This window comes from Polaribacter sp. OB-PA-B3 (genome assembly GCF_054589375.1).
Map to the genome: position 1 here is coordinate 134672 of NZ_BAAIIX010000001.1, position 17486 is coordinate 152157.

Sequence of the window (17486 nt, forward strand, 5' to 3'; positions counted from 1 at the left end):
TAACAAAAAAACCAAGCAAATTTGCTTGGTTTTTTTTAATTTATAAAATATAGTGTATTATTTCTTATTTACACTTTTAATATATTTATCTAAAGCCATCGTCATAGAAGGTGTTTCTGGAGACGGTGCTTCTATATCACATTTAAAACCAGCTTCTGTTACTGCTCTTACTGTAGAGTTACCAAAGGCTGCAATTCTTGTGTTGTTCTGTTTAAAGTCTGGAAAATTCTGCAATAAAGATTCTATACCAGAAGGACTAAAAAACACTAAAACATCGTAAAATACATTTTCTAAATCAGACAAGTCACTTACAACTGTTCTGTACAAATCTAAACGTTTCCATTTTACACCAATATTATCTAATTCTTGTGGTACTAATGGCTTTAATTTATCTGAGGATGGTAATAAAAAGCTTTCTGTTTTATGTTTCTTAATTAACTTAATTAAATCAGGAAAAGTTCTGTTACCAACATAAATTTTACGCTTTCTGTAAACTACATACTTCTGTAAATAATAAGCAACTGCTTCAGATTGACAAAAATATTTCATATCATCTGGCACTTTAAAACGCATTTCTTCTGCAATTTTAAAGAAATAATCAACAGCATTTCTACTTGTTAAAATTATTGCAGAAAAATCTTTAAAATCAATTTTTTGATTTCTAACTTCTTTAACAGGAATTCCTTCAACATGTATAAAAGATCTAAAATCAATCTTTACTTTTTGTTTATCAGACAAGTCAAAATATGGGGAAGTTTCTGTCTTAGGTGCAGGTTGCGATACTAATATCGTTTTCACTTTCATACGCTTTCGTTTTTTAAATTAAAGCATCAATTTAAACAGTGTTAATAACGGTGCTATTTCGAAGGCGCAAATGTACAAAATAAAATAAAACAACTCGCTAAAAATCAGGTTTTTGTTATTTCTAACAAGAAATATTAATCTAAAAAGATATAAAGCTATTGTAAAATATAAAAAATTCGTTGGCTTTAAAGGGCTGAATTGAAATAAAATAAAACCTATTAGCAGTATAAAGCTTAAAGAATATTGGAAGCCAAATTTAGAAACCATATAGTAACGCACATGTTTTTTTATTAAAAACAAACTTGCGATGGCATTTTCTAAAACTCTCTTAGCAGAAAAATAACACAATACAATTAAAAAAACTTTTAAAAAAGATGTAAAACTACTAGTAAAATCGGGATGCTTAATCGAAATAATAAAATGTAATGCTAAAGAAAAAACCGTAATAAAAAACAAAAAAAGAAGGCTATAAAAATAACTAAAGATAGAAGTATCTTCTTCTACTTCATCTTCTACAAAACCTTTATTAAAAATAGCAAAAACATATCCTTTTAATTTTATAGTGTCAATAATTTTTAAAACAGCTATTACAGAAAACAGAATAACCAAAACTATGGGTATCCAACTCGTATTTTCTGTTATTTTTTCTACTGCTTGCACTTTCTTTCTTATAAGATATTAACACAAAATTAGTAATTAAAAAATGTATATTTGCATTCTTACCACATGAAATTTCATATATGTCAGATTGTCTTGTTATCATTCCAACGTACAACGAAAAAGAAAACATAGAAGCTATAATTAGAGCGGTATTTAATCAAGAAAAAAAATTTCATGTTCTAGTGGTAGACGACAACTCTCCAGACGGAACATCAGCAATTGTAACACGATTGATTAAAGAATTTCCTAATCAACTTTTTATAGAAAATAGAACAGGTAAAAATGGTTTGGGTACTGCTTATATTCATGGTTTTAAATGGGCGTTATCTAAAAAGTATGATTTTATCATAGAGATGGATGCAGATTTTTCTCACAATCCTAAAGATTTAGTTCGTTTATACAATGCTTGTTTATCTAACGGAGGCAATGTTTCTGTTGGTTCTAGATACGTAAACAACCAAGTAAATGTAGTAAATTGGGATATGAAACGATTGTTATTGTCTTATTTTGCTTCTAAATATGTGCGTTTTATAACAAGAATTCCGGTTTTTGATACAACAGCAGGTTTTGTATGTTGGCAACGTAAAGTGTTAGAAACAATAAATTTAGACAAAATCAAATTTGTTGGTTACGCTTTTCAAATAGAAATGAAATTTAAAGCTTGGAAACATAAATTTAAAATTAAAGAAGTTTCTGTAATTTTTACTGATAGAGATTTAGGCGCTTCTAAAATGAGTGGAAACATAATTTCGGAAGCTCTTTTTGGTGTTATAAAAATGAGACTTAAAGGTTTACCTAAATAAGTTATAATGAATCAAGTTTCTATAAGGCCTGCAAATATAAAAGACCTACAAATTTTATTAGAATTTGAACAAGGTGTTATTAAAGCAGAAAAACCTTTAGATCCTTTTTTAGCCGAAGGTAAATTATTTTATTACAATATTCCGGAATTAATTTCTGACGAAAACACACAATTACTAGTAGCTACAATAAAAGATATACCTGTAGCATCTGGTTACGTTAGATTAGAAAAATCAAAAGTATATCATAAAAATTCTACACACGGTTATATTGGTTTTATATTTGTAAAAGAGAAATATAGGGGTCAAAAAATAAGCAGCCTAATTTTATCCAACTTAAAAAAATGGGCAAAACAAAATAATACTAACGAATTAAGGTTAGATGTTTATAGCAATAACAAAGCAGCAATAAAAGCATACGAACGTTTTGGTTTTACCAAAAGTTTAGTTAACATGAGAACAGAAATATAAGTACAAAATGGCAAAATCAACATTAATAAAAAACGCAACAATAGTTAACGAAAACAAAACATTTAAAGGAGATGTTTTAATTGAAAATGAAATTATAAAAGAAATTTCTGCAAAAATTAAGGCTCCTGAAAATACTACCGTTATTAATGCTGATGGTAACTATTTAATTCCTGGTTTTATTGATGATCAAGTACATTTTAGAGAACCCGGTTTAACACACAAAGCAAATATTGCCACAGAAAGTAGAGCTGCAGTTGCTGGCGGAATTACAACCTTTATAGAAATGCCAAACACCGTACCGCAGGCAACAACTCAAGAATTATTAGAAGATAAATTTAAAATTGCTGCCAACGATTCTTATGCAAATTACTCTTTTATGTTTGGTGGTACAAACGATAATTTAGACGAATTATTAAAAACAGACCCGAAACAAGTTGCCGGAATTAAATTATTTTTAGGTTCTTCTACCGGAAATATGTTGGTAGATAATGAAGCTGTTTTAGAAAAGATTTTTTCATCAACAAAAATGATTATTTCTGTGCATTGTGAAGACGAAGCAACCATTAGAAAAAACACACAAGAATATAAAGATAAATACGGCGATGATATTCCTGTAAAATATCATCCAATTATTAGAAGTGAAGAAGCTTGTTATTTATCTTCATCTAAAGCCATAGAATTGGCAAAGAAAACAGGAGCAAGATTGCATATTTTTCATCTTTCTACTGCTAAAGAAACAGAACTTTTTAGAAACGATATTCCTTTAGAAGAAAAGCAAATTACTGCAGAAGTTTGTATACATCATTTATGGTTCTCTGATAAAGATTACGAAGAAAAAGGAACACACATTAAATGGAATCCGGCTGTAAAAACAGAAAACGACAGACAAGGTTTATGGAAAGCTTTACTAGACGACAGAATTGATGTTTTAGCAACAGACCATGCACCACATACTATAGAAGAAAAAGATAATGTTTATACAAAAGCACCAAGTGGCGGCCCATTAGTGCAACATGCTGTTACTGCAATTCTAGAAAAAGTAAAAGAAGGTGTAATTTCTATTGAAAAAGCAGTAGAAAAAATGAGTCATAATCCTGCAAAATTATTTCAGATTGAAAAAAGAGGTTTTATAAAAGAAGGTTTTTATGCAGATTTAGTTTTAATTGATGCAAATAAACCGCAAACAGTTTCTAAAGAAAATATTTTATACAAATGTGGCTGGTCTCCTTTTGAAGGTACAACTTTTTCATCTACTATAACACATACCTTTGTAAACGGTAATTTAATGTATAATGAAGGTGTTTTTAATGATACAATTAAAGGAAAACGAATTACTTTTAATAGATAAGCATGAAAAACGCTAGCTATATTCTTATATTTTTATTTTTAGTTTCTTGTAATAGTAATACTATTTTCGAGAAACCTAAAGATCTTATTCCTAAAGACACTATGAGTCTTTTATTACAAGAAATGATGATTGCCACAAGTGCAAAATTTATTAAAAACAAAAACTCAGAAAAAAACATCAACTACATGCCACTTGTGTACAACAAGTTTAAAATTGATAGCACCCGTTTTGATAAAAGTAATTTTTACTATATGTCTAAAATAGATTTGTATCAAAAAATATTAGAAGATGCAGTAGAAAATATCGAAGCTAGAAATACTGTTTTTAAAGATCTAAAAACTGAATTAGATTCTATCAGAAAAGATTCTTTAGATAAAATTAGAAATACACAAAAAAGATTAGATAGCTTAAAATTGGTAGGTAAGTTAGACACTTTAGCAACCGGTAAGGTTCTAGACGAAATTATAACACGAGAATAAATTTTACTTCGTATAGTTTTTTACAACGTTATTAATTACTTCGTCTACTTTATCAAAGTGAAAATTTATTACTTTTTCTATTTTTTCTGATGAATATTTAGAAACTTCGTGTGCAGATTTTGCTGAATATTTACTTAATAAAGGTTCTTTTTTTGTAAAGAAAGATAGTAAAGACGCAAATCGCCAAAGTAAACTTGTTTGCCATCTTTTTATTTTAATTGACGGTCTTTTTTTACCAAAAGCATCTGCAATTAAAAAGAAAACTTCTTTGTAGGTTTTATTTTCTGATACTAAAATAAAACGTTCATTTTTAATATTAGAATCCATTAAAAACATCATGGTTTTTACAACATCTTTAACGCCAATAAATCCGGTAATTCCTTCGGTATAATATTTAAATCCGTTATAAACTTGGCTAAATAATTTACCAGAACTGGCAAACCAAAATCCGCTTCCTAAAATTACTCCAGGATTTACAATAACAACCTCTACACCTTCTTGGCTTGCGCGCCAAACTTCCATTTCTGCACCAAATTTAGTAATCGAATAACCGCTATGATCTTCTTCTTTATTCCATTCATTTTCTTCTGTAATCAATTGCCCATTTAACGCGTCACCTACAGAAGCAATAGAACCCACAAAACACATTTTTTTAACTTTAGCGTCTATGGCAAGATTTACAATTATTGCAGTACCATGAATATTAACTTTTCTCATTTCTCTATAATCTTTCGGATTAAAAGAAATAAACGCAGCACAATGGTAAACTTTTTCGATATTTTTAAATGCAGGAATCATTGCCGGAACCTCTGTAATATCTGCCTTAAACCAATCTATTTTAGTAATTAAAGAAGTATCATCTGTGTAATAAGAAAAAACTTTTTCTACAGCTTTTATCTTTTCTTCGGTTCTATAAATTGCCCTAATTTTTTCATCATTTTTAATTAAATGATATAACAAATGTGCACCAACTAAACCTGTTCCTCCGGTTACTAAAATCATACTGCTAATTTAGTATATTTTGTTCGATAAAGTTATATTTGCCAACTGATAAACAGAATACAATGAAGAATTTTATTGAAGAATTAAAATGGAGAGGAATGTTGCACGACAGCATGCCAGGAACTGAAGAACATTTATTAGAAGAAATGAGAAGTGCCTATGTTGGTTTTGATCCAACTGCAGATTCTTTACATATTGGTAATTTAGTACCAATTATGTTACTTGCTCATTATCAAAGATGTGGACACAGACCTATTGCTTTGGTTGGTGGTGCAACTGGTATGATTGGAGATCCTTCAGGAAAATCTGCAGAACGTAATTTGTTAGATGAAAAAACATTGCGTCATAATCAAGAATGTGTAAAAGGACAATTAGGTCATTTTTTAGATTTTGAATCTGATGCAAAAAATGCCGCAATCTTAGTGAATAACTACGATTGGATGAAAGATATTTCTTTCTTAGATTTTATTAGAGATATTGGTAAACACATTACTGTTAACTACATGATGGCTAAAGATTCTGTTAAAAACAGAATTAGTTCTGAGTCTAAAGACGGAATGTCTTTTACAGAGTTTACCTACCAAATGGTACAAGGTTATGATTTCTTACATTTATTTAAAGAAAACGCAACTACTATTCAAATGGGTGGTTCTGATCAATGGGGAAATATTACTACAGGTACAGAATTAATTAGAAGAATTGGTAACGGAAAAGGGTATGCAATTACATGCCCGTTAATTACAAAATCTGATGGTTCTAAATTCGGAAAATCTGAAGGTGGAAATGTTTGGTTAGATGAAAAAAGAACCTCTGCTTATAAATTTTACCAATATTGGTTAAATACTTCTGATGAAGATGCAGAAAAATATATTAAAATTTTTACTTTTTTAGATGAAGAAACTATCAATTCTTTAATTGAAGAACACAAAGAAGCACCTCATGCACGTGTTTTACAAAAACGTTTAGGAGAAGAAGTTACCACTTTAGTTCACGGAAAAGAAAATTACGAAAAAGCAATTGCTGCTTCTAATATCTTATTCGGAAAATCTACAGCTTCAGATTTAAAATCTTTAGACGAACAAACGTTTTTAGATGTTTTTGATGGTGTACCACAAGCAACTGTTTCTGCAAAAGATGTTGCAGAAGGGTTAGATATGATTGCCGCTTTATCTGCAAAAACAAACTTTTTAAAATCTAACGGAGACGCAAGAAGAGCTTTAAAAGAGAATGCAGTTTCTGTTAATAAAGAAAAGGTGAAAGAAGACTTTACAATTTCTAAAGAAGACTTAATTGCAAATAAATATGTTTTATTACAAAGAGGTAAAAAAACGTACTATTTGCTAAAAGTAGAGTAATTTTACTTTCCTATAATAAAAAAGAGCTGAATTGTAAATTCAGCTCTTTTTTTTATCAACAACATTCACAATCTCCCCCAAGATTGCTTTCTACTATTACATTATTTTTTACTTATTTTTTTCCAGTTTTTATCTGCTTTTATTTTAAGTTCATCTGCACCTTCTTTCTGCCATAACTTTAACGTATTTGTTCCCCAAGAATTATAAAATAAGTATAGTTTTTTATCTCTAATTTCAAAAGTTTCTGGGTCTATAGAAACTTTTTCAGCTTTAACACCAATAGCATAAGCACAGTAACCACCGTATTGAGGTATGTAATTTTCTGGTGCATTTTTAAACGTTTCTAAATTTTTTTGAGATGAAAACTTAAACTTTACTCCGTCGTAATTTGCTGTATATTTTTTATCTCCTTTTTCTGCTTTATTACTAAAATATGCTACAACATCATAACCTTCTGCAACGTAACCTTTTTTTAAATTATAATCTTGTGCAAAAATAGTTGCAGAAAATGTAAGTACTAAAATTGTTATTAAGTTTCTCATCGAATTGGTTTTAATACTAAGTCGATAAAGAGTGTTTTTAATTACATTAAAGATTTGTTAAATAAGCTATGTCAGAATTATTTTTCTTTAATCAGTTCGGTTAAAACTTGTTTAAAAGTTGCAATAGGTTGCGCACCTGTAACTGCACTTTTTCTATCAAAAACAATTGTTGGCACAGAATTTACACCTAAGTTTTTCCAATAATTTTGTTTATTTCTAACTTCTATTCTAGCTTGTTCATTATCTAGCTTTGCCAATGCTTCATCTGCATTTAAACCAACCTCGAAAAGCGCTTCTTTTAAAATTTCTTTTTCTGAAACATCTTTTCTATCGCTAAAAAATGCTTTCGTTAAAGTCATTTTTAACTCGGTTTGTTTATCAAAATCTTTGGCATATTCTAACAAGACATGGGCATCAAAAGTATTTACCATTCTCATATCATCAAAATAATCAAACTTAAACCCTAAATCTGCGCCTATTTCTGTCATGTTGCGTTTAGATTCGTTTTGTTGCTCTATTGTAGAACCATATTTTTCTGAAATATGTTCTACAACATTCTGTCCTTCTTTTGGCATATTCGGATTTAACTCAAATGGTTGCCATTCTATTTCTATTTGATCTTTAACACCTAATTCTTCAATTGCTTTTTCTAATCTTTTATAACCAATTGTGCACCAAGGGCAAACTACGTCTGATACTATATCTATTTTTAATTTATTTGTCATTTTTTAAAATGTTATTAATTCACTTATTTGAAGTTCTCCTTGCACATTACTATAGTTCTTTACGTCTTCTGCAAACATTTTTGCGTGCGCACCAAAAGATTCTTTAAAGCTAGTTAAGCTTTCGAATTTTAAATGCGCAATTGCTACATAAGGCGCAGTTTCTTCAGGATTTCTTCCTGCTAATCCCAAATCTAATTCTATTCCTTTTAAAGCATTTCCTAGAGCTTTAATTACCATCGGTAAATGCGAATTTTTATAATATGTTACATCAAAATTTACATCATTTCCGTTAGGATACATTACTGATACTTTAATCATTTTTTCTATTTTGAAGTAATAAACCTTCCGCAAAGATACAGAAGGTTTACAGTTAAAATTTACGTTAAGAAATTAGAGTTTACTTTTTCGACCAAGCAAATTTTTCGAAAGCAGCATCTACAGGTGTATTTGCAATATGGTTTGTATAATTACTTATTGTCTTTTGCGATAAACCTAAAATGATATCTAAAACATGTTTTTCTTCGTAACCAGCAGCATAAAATGCTTCTAAATCTGCTTGTGTAACGTTACCTCTGTTTTTTACAATTGATAAAGTCATTGTACGTAAAGCTTCTAATTTAGAACTTTCTAAAGGAGTTTCGTTACGTAATGCTTCTGTAATATTTTCATCAACTTTCATCATGTTTGCAATACCTGTGTGCGCTGGTACACAATAATGACATGCGTGCTCTACATTAATTGCTTGCCAAACTACTGTTAATTCTTCTTCGTTAAAAGATGATTGTGTAAATAACTCATGTAACGTTTGGTAAGCTTGTAATATTTGAGGAGAACCTGCTAAAACTCCGTGTAAACCAGGTATCATTCCGTATGCTTTTTGAGAGTTTTCTAATAATGGTTTTGCTTCTGCAGGTGCAGATTTGATATTGTGAATTTTTAATGTTGTCATAATTTTTACTTTTTATTTACTATTTATATTTCTAAGCAAACGCTTAGTTTATGTTCAAAAAAAAACTAGTTGTTTATAAAGGTCATTTCTATAATATCTTCTAATTCTTTTGTACTGTATACTTTTGATGCAATTGATAAACCTAAAAGATTATTCATAAGAAAATTTGCTTTCTTGTTTATCAACACCTCTTCATAGTCGTCTTGTTGTAAACTCCTTACAAACAATTGTTTTATTTCATTAGAAAAAAACAATAACTCTTTCATTATTAAAGGGTTTTCTTCACTTTTTAATTCGCTAACAGTATTCGTTACCAAACAACCTTTATAGCAAGCATTTTCTTTAGAGAATTCTAAGAAATTGAAAAAATAATCTTTAATATCTTTAATTCCGTTTTTACCATTTTCTAAAATGTCTGTAATTTTTCTAATTTGTTTTCTATAACATTTTATACTCTCTAAAAAAACACCTTGCTTATTACCAAAACTGGCATAAATAGAAAATTGATTAATTCCCATTTCTTTTTCTAACATTCTAACAGAGGTATTTTCATAACCATTTCGCCAGAATAAAGCCATTGCCTTTTCTATAACTGCCTGCTCGTTATATTGTTTTTTTCTTGCCATTTTAGATAATAGACCACAAAACTAAGCAAATGCTTTGATATAAAAAAATCTTTCATACTTTTGCAACACCTTTAATACCTTTTTATTATGAAAAACATTATCTACTTATGTCTTATCGCACTACTTTTTATTTCTTGTAAAGAAGAAAAAAAAGCAACAGAGCCTAAGACAGAACCAATTACAATTGAAAAAAAAACAACTTTAAAATATCCGAAGAATTTACTAGATATTTTTGATGCTCACGGCGGTATAGAAAACTGGCAGAAAATGAAGTCTCTTATTTTTACAATGGAAACTAAAAACGGAGATGAAATAATAGCAACCAATTTAAAAAGCAGAGAAGCTTTATTAACTAATAAAAACAGTACAATTGGTTTTGACGGATCTAAAGTTTGGTTAGAAAATAAATCAAAAGAAAAATACAAAGGATATAACCCTATTTATGGCTATAATTTGATGTTTTATTTTTATGCAATGCCTTTTATTTTAGCTGATGACGGCATTAATTATAAAGATGCAGAACCTTTAGTTTTTGAAGGTCAAACTTACCAAGGAATTGAAATTACTTACAACAGTGGTGTTGGTGAAACACCAGAAGACAGATATGTTTTATACTATAACGCAACAACTTTTAATATGGAATGGCTTGGTTATACTGTTAATTTTGTTGAAGGAATCGATAAGAAAGAATTACATTTTAGAAGATATAAAGATTGGCAAAATGTAAATGGTTTAATATTACCAAAATCTATTGTTGGTTATACTTTTAAAAACGATAAACCCATTAAACCAAAAGGAATTAATGTTTTTAAAGATGTAAAACTATCTGAAAAAGCTTTTGATTTAGAGATGTTTAAAAAGACAGAAAACGGTAATTATTTAAATTAAAAATAGAAACCGCATAATTATATTTTTTATTTATGCGGTTTTATTATTTTTTTGATTTGTTTAAAATTTCTCGAATATGCTCACTATCCCAATGGTTATCAAATTCTACTATTCCTCTTTTAAAATCTTCATTTAGAAACTTTTCTTGCTGTTCTAATTCCTTTTTAGCTTTAAAAATATAAGCATCTTCTCGTTTAGTCTCTGTTGCCAATCGTCTAAGACTATCTTCATCATATTTAATAAAATTTTGAACTTGCCTATTTAGGGTATACTTTCTAAATCCCATTTTACTTAAAACATCTTTTGCTAAAACTAAAGATGTTTCTAAAGATTCTCTGTAAATATTTTGTTCTCCGTTGTTTAAAAGTTCATAAGCATCGTATCTGTTTTTAGTACGAATCATTAATTCTACTTGCGGATATTTCTCTTTTATTATTTTACTAATTGCCTTAGATACAGCAATTTTATTAGTAGCACAAATAACAATTTTAGCTTCTGCAATACCTGCAGATTCTAATAAATCTTCTCTTGTAGCATCACCATAATATACTTCGAAACCCATTTTTCTTAGAAAATCTACTCGATTAGAATCATGATCTAAAATTGTTGCTTCTACACCATGTGATCGCAAGAAACGTCCAATAGTACTTCCAAAATGACCAAAACCAACTAAAATTATTTTTTGAGATTTCGCAATATGATCCATAGGTCTTTTTACAGATTCTTTTGTACCCACTTTTGGTAAAATGAAACGTTCATTAACAATACTAATTATTGGTGTTATTGCCATACTTAGTGCTGTTATAACAAGTAGCATGTCCATTTGCTCTTGCTCTAAAATATTAAGACCGAAAGCAAAAGATAATAAAACGAATGCAAATTCCCCAACTTGTGCCAAACTAAACGTTAATAATAGTTTCTGATCTAATTTTAATTTAAAAATAGTACCTGTAACATATAAAACAAATGCTTTAATTAAAATAATTGCAATTAAAATTCCGCCAATGGTAAAGGGGCTTTTAGCAATAACAATAAAATTAATTGATGCACCTACAGCCATAAAAAACAGCCCTAAAAGTAAGTTTTTAAAGGGTTCTAAAGTACTTTCTAACTCGTGCTTATATTCACTATTAGAAAGAACAACACCGCCCAAAAAAGCACCTAAGGCCGGACTTATACCAACAAATTCCATTAAAAATGAAATTCCGAAAACAATTAATAACGCCGCCGCAATTAACAACTCTCTTACGCCAGTTTTAGCAACTTTTCTTAACATTGGCACTATTAGATATTTACCAACAACAATAATAAGTACAACAGATAAAATAATTGCCAAAGTTTGAAAACCCATTGGTAAACTTTCTAGTAAACTAGAAGATTCTGAATGTGTATTTGTAGCATTTGTTGATACTGATGTAGAAAGTAAGGGTATAAAACCCAACATAAAAATTACAATAATATCTTGAAATAACAATATAGAAAATGCAGAAGTACCAAAATTGGTGTCCATTAAACCTTTTTCTTTAATTGTTTGCATAGCAATTGCTGTAGAAGAAAGTGCTACTGCCATAGAAATTACTAAAGAGACTTTCCAATCGAAACCAAGAAAGTTAAATAACAAGTAAGAAAGTAACATTGTAGCAGCAACTTGTATTCCGCCCATTCCTAAAATGGTTTTTCGCATTTTCCAGAAGTTTTTGGGTTCTATTTCTAAACCAATTAAAAACAGCATCATTACAACACCAAACTCTGCAAAATGTAATATACCTTCACCTTCTTCGCCTATAAAACCTAAAACATAAGGGCCAATTAAAACACCTGCCAATAAATAACCAATCACAGAGCTTAGTCCTAATCTCTTTGCAATAGAGACACAAATAATGGCTCCAAGCAAAAACATTATGGCTTCAAAAAGTAAACTTCCTGTCATTTTTTACTCGTTTTTAAGTTGCGGATAATCATTTATAAATGACGTTTGTTCTACATTATTTAGTAAAAGATCAGACTTTAATAAATCTATCAGTTTTCCATAATTTAATTTATATCTTTCTAATTTTTCATCCGATAAATTGTGAGTCCCCATAACTGCAAACGGCGGTAAATAATTCATTCCACATAAATTTGCAGTTTGCTCAAAAGGTCTTAAAAATTGTGCTACAGTAAAACTATTATATCCTTCAGAACAATACACTTCTTTAGAACCACCAGTTGTAATAGCGTTTAAACAAATTTTATTGTGCAACGCTTTTCCTTCTGGCCCATAAGCCCAATTAAACTCAAGAACCATATCAATCCATTGTTTCATTAATGGCGGGCAACTATACCAATAAAAAGGATGATGCCAAATTATAATATCGTGCGTATTTAAAAGTTCTTTTTCAAATTTTACATCAATATGAAAATCTGGATATTCTTCATACAAATCATGTACAGTTAAATTTTCTATATCTTTAATATGATTAATTAAAACCTTATTAACTCTAGATTTCTCGTAATTTGGATGAGAAAATAGCACTAAAACTTTTTTCATTTTTGATAAGTTTTTGTAACGTTTAAAGCCTAATTAGAAATCAAATCGAAAGATATTTTAATTCCTTGTATAATCATTCCGGTACCAATAATAGCAATGATTAAACCCATTATTTTACCAATTACAGAAATGATATTATTACCTACAATTTTCACAATTAAATCGCTAATTCTAAATGTAAAGTAAGTTAATAAACTCATAGAACCAAAGATTGCAATTACCATAAATAACTGTAAAGGCGCTGCATTAGAAACAAAATTCATAGCGGTTACAATAGTTCCAGGACCAGCAAGAATAGGAATTGCCAAAGGAGAAACCGCAATATTTTCATCAATATTTACATTTTTAATACTCTTAACATTCGATTTTTTAGATTGTAACATTTCAAAACCAATAAAGAATATCAAGATTCCGCCTGTAATTTTAAAAGCCGGAATACTAATATTAAATAATTCGAAAATATATTTTCCTAAAAGGATAAAAACAGTAACAATAATAAACGCAATAATATTTGCTCGTTTATTAATATCTCTTTTTGTTTTTTTATCTGCACCTTCTGTTAGCGATAAAAAAACCGTCATATTAGATATAGGATTTGTAATTGCAAAAAATCCGGTAAATACTGTAATTGCAAACGTAATTAAGTTATCCATTTAATTTAAATTTATTTTTCTTTAAAGGATCTTGATTACCCTTATCTCTCTTATTGATAATTTTTAGAATTAGAAAAAATTATCTTTAGATAAATGTACAATAAGATTTTTTAAAACACGATTATATAATGCGATTAGTTATTTCTAATAATTCTGATATTTTAACTTCATCATAAGCATCTGGATGCGCAGGTGAAAAACGCCCAATTGTTTCGCCTTTATCGTTATCAAAATATTTTCCTGTAGCGTCTTTATACGCATCAGAAGTTGCTAAATCGTATAAAATACTTACACCTTTTTCTGCCGGCGACCAATGTTGCCCATAAGCTTCTTTCGCCATTTTTGTATTTAATAGCGAACCCGGATTAACAGCAATTGTAGTGATATTTGGATGTTGTTTTGCAAAATGAAAACTCCACATGGTTAAAGCTAATTTACTTTGCGCATAAGCATCGCTTGCATTAATAGAAACATCTCCTGTTAAAATACCTTTTTTAACTGTTGATTGTGCTGCAGAGCTTAAATTAATAATTCTAGTTTCTGTTCCTTTTTCTAAAACTGGTAAAATATTTATAGTTAAAATATAAGCTGCCAAATAATTTACAACCATTCTAATATCTAAACCCGATTTTGTTTTTACTGAATCGGTTTTAAAAATTCCGGCATTATTAATTAAAATATCTAAACTTGGTACTTCGCTTTTAATTTGTTTAGCAAGTTGTTTTACAGCATTTAAATCTGAAAAATCTGCAACGAACCCTTTTACATTGTTGTTGTTTGATGCTTCTTTAATTTCTAAAACGACGTTGTTTACTTTAGCTTCACTTCTGCCGTGAACATAAACTGTATTACCTTCTTTGGCTAGTTTAAGAGCGGTTAGTTTACCTATACCGTCTGTACTTCCTGTGATTAATATATTCATATTCTATTATCTTTTTAATTTTTTTTAAAATGGCGCAAACGTATCTTTAGTTCCTTTTGGCACACTCCAACGTTCACCAGCCGAAATATTTTCTGATGTTACACTCTCTGACGTTAAGTTATTTACATTACCATAACTACTTGTACTTCCTCTTGGCACTTGCATACGATCTCCGTAAAGCCAAACTACTAAATTACTTCGTTGTCCTGTAATAATAGGATGTGTAGCGTGCGGCACGTTACCTCTGTGGATAATAGCTTTTCCTGATTCAAAAATGGTTTGTACAGTTTTTCCTGTGGTTTTATCATGAAAATCTACTTGCGAACCCGTAAACTCTTCATTTGGTAAATTGATGTTGATATTTAAAGTAGCTGCTGAAGCATCTGTATGTGCGTGCAAATCTTTATCCTTATCTGGATTATATTGAATTGAAAAACCAAAAGTTTGGTTATCGTAACCATAAGTTCCTAAAAGCAAACGTGCAATCGGACGCATAAAACGATCCATAATTGTGTTATAAAATTCTTGAAAATTTGGTGCAGCCAAATGACCTTCAGATCTTGGATCAAGCATAATTCCGTAACGATTTAGTTGTATACCATATGGTGCACGCCTAGGTATTTGTGAATTTACCACATCTTCAAGATAATTACGAAATTCTGCTAAACGTTCTACATCGAAAAATTGTGCAACATAAACACCAGGAATAATTTCTTCCCATAAATCTGCTACGGCTTGTTCTTTCTCAGGATTTTCCCATGCATCGTTAATTGCTTTTCGCAATTTTGGATCAAGTAGGGTTTCATCAGGAATTAATAAATTGTCTTTATTTTCAATCTCCCATTCTGCCCAAGCATCTTCTAATAGCTTTCTGTTGTTATTCCAAAATTGAGCTACGGATGGTTCTCTATTTAGTGATGCTTCACGAGATGGTTGTGAAAGTGTACGTGCTTGTTCTAGTGCATTGGTATTTGTTATTGTTTTCATATCTAATTTTTTAGATTCTTTTTTGGATATCGATAACTACTAGTTTTTGCAGTTAGCTCTTATAATCAAATTACATGATGAAAATGAAAAAGCCACACATAATATTATAATAATTGGTGGCTTCGTCTAGTATTAATCGATATTTGGGGTTTAATTATATTTTTAAATCACTTTATACTTTCCGTTACTTCTAATATAAAGAACGGTTTCTTTTTCTGCTGAAATGATTGACGTTCCATTTTCTTCTGCACCGAAATACGATGGTGTGTTTAATTTCTTTTTATCTTCATTTTTAGAAAACTGGTGTGAAATTCCTCCAGAAATAACAACAGCTCTAAAATTCTGACTTAAATTTTTAATTTTTCCTTTAAAACCAGCTGGTAGTTTTAAAAGTGTTGCACGTAATTGATTGTCTTTGTGACTTCCCCATAAAAAGGCAGTTTGCACTTTACTCTTATTAGAAATCCACTCGATATCCTTAGCATTTAACCAAACTATATTGGTTTTATCAACATTAACAGGTCTTTCTCCATTATCAAAAGCTTCTGATGTTGGCTTTACCAAATACGGACCTTCTTGAATATCTAAAAAAGCCATATTCTCATTATCATCTGCTGCAGTAATATGTGCTTCTCCTGCTGGTTGCTGCCAATAAGAACCTGCTGATAACCATTGTTTTTCGGCTTGCTCGTCATCATTATGCAATAATCCTTTAATGACTACACCACGATAAGTAATATTATGAATGTGTGGTGGCGAAGAAAATCCTTTATTGAATTTTACTAAGAATCCTGCTGGTTCGTTTTTTGTTCTGTCTCCCCAAAGTTTTCCTGCCGCAGGACTTTTATCACCTCGTAACGGATTTAACCAACCCCACTCTACATTATCTGCAGTTACTACTTCGTTTATAGACTTAATACTGTCTGTTGTTGGTGTTTGTGCATTTGCATAAAAACCTATTACTAATGCGAATGCGATCAAAATATTTTTTTTCATAATTTTTGATCTAAATACTATCTAAATTTCAGTGAATAATTCACTTTCTGGCAATCTAGATTTCGGTGTTTTGTCAGTTGAATTAAAGTCAGATTCTGCTCTATAACCTAAAGAAACGGCTACTAAAGATGTGTATCCTTTTTCTCTTAATCCAAATTCTTCATCTAAAGCTTTTACATCAATACCCTCCATTGGAGTTGCATCTATACCTAAACTAGCAACACCTAATAAAAAGCTACCAATGTTAAGGTATACTTGCTTTTCCATCCAGTGTTGTTGGTCTTTTAAATCGTATTTATGAATCCCAGCAAACGCTTTAACTGCTCCTAAAAATCCGTTTTTTATGTCTTCATTTGGAAATCTACCATTCTTATCTTCGGTATCTGCAATATGCTGATAATAGTCATCATCAGCATCTGTTTTTACACAAAACAAAACTACTGCAGATGCATTGGTTACTTTAGGCTCATTAAAATGAAAGAAACCTTGAGTTCCTTTTGCAATACGTGCTTTACCTTCTGTAGTTTCTGCAACTATAAAATGCCAAGGTTGTAAATTTACGCTCGACGGGCTCATTCTTAATAAATTTTTTACCTCTGCCATATCTGCTTCAGATATTTTTTTTGTTGCGTCAAATTCTTTAGTTGTGTATCTCCAGTTTAATATTTCAGTTAAATTCATTTGTATATTTTTTTATTAAGTTGATTTTTAATTATACTATAAAAAGTATAGTGCAAAAGTAATTAGAG

The 17486-nt window shown here is 29.8% G+C and carries 21 protein-coding genes; 6 read left to right on the forward strand and 15 right to left on the reverse strand.

Annotation, left to right across the window (positions count from 1 at the left end; genetic code table 11):
- Positions 1 to 57: 57 nt before the first annotated feature.
- Both ACYPV9_RS00475 and ACYPV9_RS00480 read right to left on the reverse strand, forming a co-directional pair.
- On the reverse strand, positions 58 to 804 hold the full coding sequence (locus tag ACYPV9_RS00475; RefSeq protein WP_299064234.1) for a uroporphyrinogen-III synthase: 747 nt from the start codon (positions 802 to 804) through the stop codon (positions 58 to 60).
- An 18-nt stretch (positions 805 to 822) separates the two neighbouring features.
- A complete protein-coding gene (locus ACYPV9_RS00480; RefSeq protein ID WP_459741236.1) occupies positions 823 to 1464 on the reverse strand; it encodes a DUF4271 domain-containing protein in 642 nt (213 codons plus the stop codon).
- Between the two features lie 80 nt (positions 1465 to 1544).
- Between ACYPV9_RS00480 and ACYPV9_RS00485 the strand changes: the two genes are divergently transcribed.
- The 4 genes from ACYPV9_RS00485 to ACYPV9_RS00500 are packed head-to-tail and all read left to right on the forward strand — an operon-like array spanning position 1545 to position 4562.
- A complete protein-coding gene (locus ACYPV9_RS00485; protein WP_459741237.1) occupies positions 1545 to 2267 on the forward strand; it encodes a polyprenol monophosphomannose synthase in 723 nt (240 codons plus the stop codon).
- Positions 2268 to 2273: 6 nt separating this feature from the next.
- Positions 2274 to 2735 carry a GNAT family N-acetyltransferase gene (locus ACYPV9_RS00490; RefSeq protein ID WP_459741238.1) on the forward strand — a complete coding sequence of 154 codons (462 nt, stop codon included), beginning with the start codon at positions 2274 to 2276 and terminating at the stop codon, positions 2733 to 2735.
- A 7-nt stretch (positions 2736 to 2742) separates the two neighbouring features.
- Positions 2743 to 4083, forward strand: a complete 1341-nt coding sequence (locus ACYPV9_RS00495; protein ID WP_459741239.1) for a dihydroorotase — start codon at positions 2743 to 2745, stop codon at positions 4081 to 4083.
- A gap of 2 nt (positions 4084 to 4085) precedes the next feature.
- Positions 4086 to 4562 carry a DUF4296 domain-containing protein gene (locus ACYPV9_RS00500; protein WP_299064244.1) on the forward strand — a complete coding sequence of 159 codons (477 nt, stop codon included), beginning with the start codon at positions 4086 to 4088 and terminating at the stop codon, positions 4560 to 4562.
- A 3-nt stretch (positions 4563 to 4565) separates the two neighbouring features.
- Here the strand turns inward: ACYPV9_RS00500 and ACYPV9_RS00505 are convergent, their stop codons facing one another.
- A complete protein-coding gene (locus ACYPV9_RS00505; RefSeq protein ID WP_459741240.1) occupies positions 4566 to 5564 on the reverse strand; it encodes an SDR family oxidoreductase in 999 nt (332 codons plus the stop codon).
- A 62-nt stretch (positions 5565 to 5626) separates the two neighbouring features.
- On the opposite strand from ACYPV9_RS00505, the gene tyrS reads away from it, so the two are divergent.
- Complete coding sequence (tyrS, locus tag ACYPV9_RS00510) at positions 5627 to 6919, forward strand: tyrosine--tRNA ligase (RefSeq protein WP_299064249.1); 1293 nt, start codon at positions 5627 to 5629, stop codon at positions 6917 to 6919.
- A gap of 101 nt (positions 6920 to 7020) precedes the next feature.
- Here the strand turns inward: tyrS and ACYPV9_RS00515 are convergent, their stop codons facing one another.
- The 5 genes from ACYPV9_RS00515 to ACYPV9_RS00535 form a co-directional block, all read right to left on the reverse strand.
- A complete protein-coding gene (locus ACYPV9_RS00515) occupies positions 7021 to 7461 on the reverse strand; it encodes a YHS domain-containing (seleno)protein (RefSeq protein WP_459741241.1) in 441 nt (146 codons plus the stop codon).
- A 77-nt stretch (positions 7462 to 7538) separates the two neighbouring features.
- Positions 7539 to 8186, reverse strand: a complete 648-nt coding sequence (locus tag ACYPV9_RS00520) for a DsbA family oxidoreductase (RefSeq protein WP_459741242.1) — start codon at positions 8184 to 8186, stop codon at positions 7539 to 7541.
- Positions 8187 to 8189: 3 nt separating this feature from the next.
- Entirely contained in the window at positions 8190 to 8504 is a 315-nt protein-coding gene (locus ACYPV9_RS00525) for an EthD family reductase (RefSeq protein WP_459741243.1), read from the reverse strand.
- A 79-nt stretch (positions 8505 to 8583) separates the two neighbouring features.
- Complete coding sequence (locus tag ACYPV9_RS00530) at positions 8584 to 9135, reverse strand: carboxymuconolactone decarboxylase family protein (protein ID WP_459741244.1); 552 nt, start codon at positions 9133 to 9135, stop codon at positions 8584 to 8586.
- Between the two features lie 65 nt (positions 9136 to 9200).
- Complete coding sequence (locus ACYPV9_RS00535) at positions 9201 to 9761, reverse strand: TetR/AcrR family transcriptional regulator (protein ID WP_299064259.1); 561 nt, start codon at positions 9759 to 9761, stop codon at positions 9201 to 9203.
- Positions 9762 to 9848: 87 nt separating this feature from the next.
- On the opposite strand from ACYPV9_RS00535, the gene ACYPV9_RS00540 reads away from it, so the two are divergent.
- Positions 9849 to 10649, forward strand: coding sequence for a DUF6503 family protein (locus tag ACYPV9_RS00540; RefSeq protein WP_459741245.1), 801 nt, complete (start codon positions 9849 to 9851; stop codon positions 10647 to 10649).
- 43 nt (positions 10650 to 10692) lie between these two features.
- Here ACYPV9_RS00540 and ACYPV9_RS00545 read toward each other — a convergent pair whose 3' ends face one another.
- From ACYPV9_RS00545 to nfsB, 7 genes are all read right to left on the reverse strand, one after another.
- Positions 10693 to 12579 carry a monovalent cation:proton antiporter-2 (CPA2) family protein gene (locus tag ACYPV9_RS00545; RefSeq protein ID WP_459741246.1) on the reverse strand — a complete coding sequence of 629 codons (1887 nt, stop codon included), beginning with the start codon at positions 12577 to 12579 and terminating at the stop codon, positions 10693 to 10695.
- A 3-nt stretch (positions 12580 to 12582) separates the two neighbouring features.
- On the reverse strand, positions 12583 to 13179 hold the full coding sequence (gene kefF / locus ACYPV9_RS00550; RefSeq protein WP_459741247.1) for a glutathione-regulated potassium-efflux system oxidoreductase KefF: 597 nt from the start codon (positions 13177 to 13179) through the stop codon (positions 12583 to 12585).
- Positions 13180 to 13208: 29 nt separating this feature from the next.
- Positions 13209 to 13832 carry a MarC family protein gene (locus ACYPV9_RS00555; RefSeq protein ID WP_077810748.1) on the reverse strand — a complete coding sequence of 208 codons (624 nt, stop codon included), beginning with the start codon at positions 13830 to 13832 and terminating at the stop codon, positions 13209 to 13211.
- A gap of 121 nt (positions 13833 to 13953) precedes the next feature.
- A complete protein-coding gene (locus ACYPV9_RS00560) occupies positions 13954 to 14754 on the reverse strand; it encodes an SDR family NAD(P)-dependent oxidoreductase (RefSeq protein ID WP_459741248.1) in 801 nt (266 codons plus the stop codon).
- Positions 14755 to 14778: 24 nt separating this feature from the next.
- On the reverse strand, positions 14779 to 15741 hold the full coding sequence (locus ACYPV9_RS00565) for a 2OG-Fe(II) oxygenase (RefSeq protein WP_459741249.1): 963 nt from the start codon (positions 15739 to 15741) through the stop codon (positions 14779 to 14781).
- A 162-nt stretch (positions 15742 to 15903) separates the two neighbouring features.
- The gene (locus ACYPV9_RS00570; protein WP_459741250.1) at positions 15904 to 16737 is read right to left on the reverse strand and encodes a DUF4437 domain-containing protein; all 834 of its coding nucleotides are present in this window, start codon (positions 16735 to 16737) and stop codon (positions 15904 to 15906) included.
- 21 nt (positions 16738 to 16758) lie between these two features.
- Positions 16759 to 17418, reverse strand: coding sequence for an oxygen-insensitive NAD(P)H nitroreductase (nfsB, locus tag ACYPV9_RS00575; RefSeq protein ID WP_299064275.1), 660 nt, complete (start codon positions 17416 to 17418; stop codon positions 16759 to 16761).
- Between the last annotated feature and the right edge of the window lie 68 nt (positions 17419 to 17486).